Raw genomic sequence first — 3,300 nt, forward strand, 5'->3', positions numbered from 1 at the left:
GAGCTGGTGAAGATCTGGCTCTATCCCAAAAGGTTCGGCGGGCCGAATGACAGGCACAATATCGGCTATGTCCCCGCCGGCACCGAAGTGGCGCTCGATTTCGCTTATGACCGGATCAGCGGGCTGATCGAGCTCAAGGCGGTCGATCGCATGACCGTCAAGCCCGAATATCGCGGCAGGAGCAAGGTCCTTTCGGGGATCACCTATGTCTGCCACGGCGCGCAGGACAAGCCGCCGATCACGATCAGCATCGATATCTGGTGAGCGCCGACGGCAACGCCCGATCACCCCATCTTGCGCGGCGATTTGCGGCGGCGGCTGGCGTGGAGGATGTCTATCATCTCGTCGATCAACTCGCGGCCCTTGATCCCATCCTCGGTCTTGTCGTCCGGGTCCGCCTCGAAATGCGCGCGCATCCTGTCTGACATCTCGACCAGCCGGGCATAGGTTTCGTCACCGATCTGCCGGCGGACGACCTTCAGCCCCTCATTGAGCTGGTGGAAGTTCGTGTCGATATCCTCTTCAAAATCCCAAGGCAGTCTGGATTTGAACTTTGGCGCGGACAGCATCATCGACCCGAGTTGGTCCACGACATCGCCAACGCTTTGCGGGATATAGAGTTTATCGCTAGGCAGAACTGGCCTGGACATATGGTCCTCCCAAACCATCGGAGCTGGCTTAACTGGTACCGCGCGGAGCCGTACGCCTGAGGCTGGCCTCGATGATGTCGCTCATGTCCTCGATCAGGGTGCGGCCCATTTTGCATTCCCCGTTCTTGTTTTCAGGGTCAGCTTCGAAATGCGCCCGCATCTGCTGCGACATCGCCATGAGCTGGAGATATGTTTTCTCACCGATCTGGCGGCGAACTCGCTTCAAACCCTCATCGAGCCCAAAGAAAGTGATGTCGACCCCCTGTTCAGATGCCGGAAACGTATCTGATCTGAACTCCGGCGCATAAAGCATCATCCAGCCCAAAAAGTCATAAATGGAGTCCAAGTCTTTAGGGACATAACGGCTCTTTTTGTGATCACCGATTGCTGGCATCTTATTTTCCTGGCTTCTTAATAGCGTAGGTATTGCCTCGTCCCAGCTGTGTAGGGCGCACAATCACCGCAGAATCAGTTCCGAAGTCAGCACCGAAGAAGCCTCGAATCTGAGGTTTGGAAGGAAGTTTGCGCTCGGTGGTCATATCATAGGCCATTTTGCCAACTCTTACATCGGGGATACGATATGTTCGAACCGATCTGGATGTATCATATTCGCGACCAGCAACTCGCACCTGCTTGTCGGCCCCGTGTTCAATGCCATGCCGGGCAAACAGCCTTTTCATTTCAGCTTTGACAGAACGGTCAATGTAATTGCCAATCGCCTCGCTACGCGAAAGCGATGCTCGCAAGTGCCCAGACTCATATAGCTTGATGGCATTGTCGTAAGCCCGGTCAACACTTATTTGCATTCTTCTGAGCACTTCGACCTGCAGCGGCCCCATATCGCCCAGCTTGTTGTATCGCACCGCCGCGCGGTGCATTCTCAGACCCTGGATCTCGTTGATCTGCCCCTCCAACGTGGTCGCAGGGCCGAGGCTCTGGTAGCGGAAATCGGGATCCACCTGCTTGATCTGCGCGATCAGCTTCTTCACCTCGGCATCCGCCAGCTCGGTCGTCAGGCGGCGCGAGGGGCCGGTAATATCGAGCGCATTGTCTGCCAAGGCTATTATCGAGCTACCCGGAGCGTTCCGCAGACCCGGAAATGCACGCTCCAGCGTCATGGGATCGTTCAGCGCTGGTCCGCGATTGCCGCCGATTCGCGCGCGCCGATTGGGGCGATATTGCGCGAGAAGGAGCTTGGCCGGATTGGCTGAAACGCCGGGCTTCGGCGCATCCGAACCTCTTTGCGAAGACCGGGGCGAGGTGCCTGACCTTCGACCTCCCGGCGCAAAGGTGAACTGGCCGTTATCAGGGTCGTGATAGGGATTGAACTTGCGCTCTATGGCCGCGCGCCGGGGCTGGAGATCGATCCTCCTACCTGTCCTGAGATAGTGCTCGAACGCATGGGCGTGCAGTGATTTGCGCGCGATCGGAATGAGGCCGTTCTTCATGAATTGCTCCTCCTCTATCCTGAGAACAATTCAGAAACATCTCCTACATGTCAAAGAATATAACCTATTTGGCACATTTACCACGAATTGAGGTACCAATTTTCACTGCCGCTTCGACGGAGCACTATGGCGATCGTGACGTGCAACGCCGCGCGCTCTTGCCGTCCACAGCACCTCAGGATAGGCAATAGTATACCAATGTGCAGGAGGCCGCTTTGCTCCATCGTTTCGTGCTTATCGCTGTCGCCATACTGATCCTGCCTGTCGCGGCTTGCGCGCAGGATGCGCCGCCGCCTGCGAGCGCCGATGCGCCGATGATTACAGGGGGGTGGAGCAAGGCGGAACTGACGCCCGAGATCGAGCAGATCGCGGTCTGGGCGTTCAACCAGATGGACGTACCCGGCGCGGAGCTGGCGGAGATCGAAAATATCAGCCAGCAGGTTGTGGCGGGCATGAACTATCGCATGGATCTGGTGTTCATGGACGGCAGCCGCTGGCGCGTTCAGGTCTATCGCAACCTTTCGGGCGAGCGCAGCCTCACCAGCGCCGAAGCGATCAAGCGCTGAGGCTCGAGCTCGGCATCGGCGCTTCAATCGCTGCCGCGTCGATCCGGGCAGATGGCGTCCGGCGCATCGCGATCACCGCCCAGCCGATCGCCGCGATCAGCATCGGTGCCATCAGCGCCGGCGGCGAGCTGGCCAGCGAATAGGCCCCCTCGTCCGGCAGAAAGGCGGTCACGATGCCATAGCCGGTCGCGGCCCAGAACAGCATGCACATCGCCAGTTGCTCCGGCCGGCCGGTGCGCTGCAACAGATCGGGAAGGATCAGCGCCAGCCCGACGCCCAGGATGGTCAGGTCATAATCATAGGCATAGGGGCTGACGAACAGCGTGGCCGCGCAGGCACAGGCGGCAAGAAGGCGTAGCGGCAGGCGGCGATACCAGGCGAAGCCGAGCAATCCCAGCGCCAGCAGCGCACTTGCCCCCTGAAGGGCGAAGGCCAGCGCAGGCCCCGCGCCCAGGCTGAGCGCGGTGGAATAGGGCGACGTCATGCGGAAAATGGGGTAGCGGCCCTGCGCCAGAAAGGTGCCCGAATCCCGTACGCTGTCGATGAACGCTGCCCAGATCGCCGGACCGAAGGCGATCGTCGAGACGGCCAGCGCGGCCGTCACCGTGGCGGAAGCAACCGCCACGGCCGGCCAGC

The 3,300-nt window shown here is 59.6% G+C and carries 5 protein-coding genes and 1 pseudogene; 2 read left to right on the forward strand and 4 right to left on the reverse strand.

Annotated features, from left to right (window positions below; genetic code table 11):
- A pseudogene (locus DM995_RS18740) lies at positions 1 to 264 on the forward strand (hypothetical protein); the annotation flags it as partial.
- A gap of 20 nt (positions 265 to 284) precedes the next feature.
- Here DM995_RS18740 and DM995_RS18745 read toward each other — a convergent pair.
- Genes DM995_RS18745 through DM995_RS18755 form a run of 3 tightly spaced genes read right to left on the reverse strand, consistent with a single transcriptional unit; the run spans position 285 to position 2,098 of the window.
- Positions 285 to 668: a hypothetical protein gene (locus DM995_RS18745; RefSeq protein WP_232824553.1), complete on the reverse strand. Its 384-nt coding sequence runs from the start codon at positions 666 to 668 to the stop codon at positions 285 to 287.
- 10 nt (positions 669 to 678) lie between these two features.
- Positions 679 to 1,044 carry a hypothetical protein gene (locus DM995_RS18750; RefSeq protein ID WP_116970653.1) on the reverse strand — a complete coding sequence of 122 codons (366 nt, stop codon included), beginning with the start codon at positions 1,042 to 1,044 and terminating at the stop codon, positions 679 to 681.
- Between the two features lies 1 nt (position 1,045).
- Complete coding sequence (locus DM995_RS18755) at positions 1,046 to 2,098, reverse strand: hypothetical protein (RefSeq protein ID WP_116970654.1); 1,053 nt, start codon at positions 2,096 to 2,098, stop codon at positions 1,046 to 1,048.
- Between the two features lie 215 nt (positions 2,099 to 2,313).
- On the opposite strand from DM995_RS18755, the gene DM995_RS18760 reads away from it, so the two are divergent.
- A complete protein-coding gene (locus DM995_RS18760) occupies positions 2,314 to 2,664 on the forward strand; it encodes a cystatin family protein (RefSeq protein ID WP_116970655.1) in 351 nt (116 codons plus the stop codon).
- Here the strand turns inward: DM995_RS18760 and DM995_RS18765 are convergent.
- A partial coding sequence (locus DM995_RS18765; protein WP_157973332.1) for a glycosyltransferase 87 family protein occupies positions 2,654 to 3,300 on the reverse strand: 647 nt, incomplete at its 5' end. The genes DM995_RS18760 and DM995_RS18765 overlap by 11 nt on opposite strands.

Origin of the sequence: Blastomonas sp. UPD001 (genome assembly GCF_003426715.1) — a bacterium.
Lineage (GTDB): Bacteria > Pseudomonadota > Alphaproteobacteria > Sphingomonadales > Sphingomonadaceae > Blastomonas.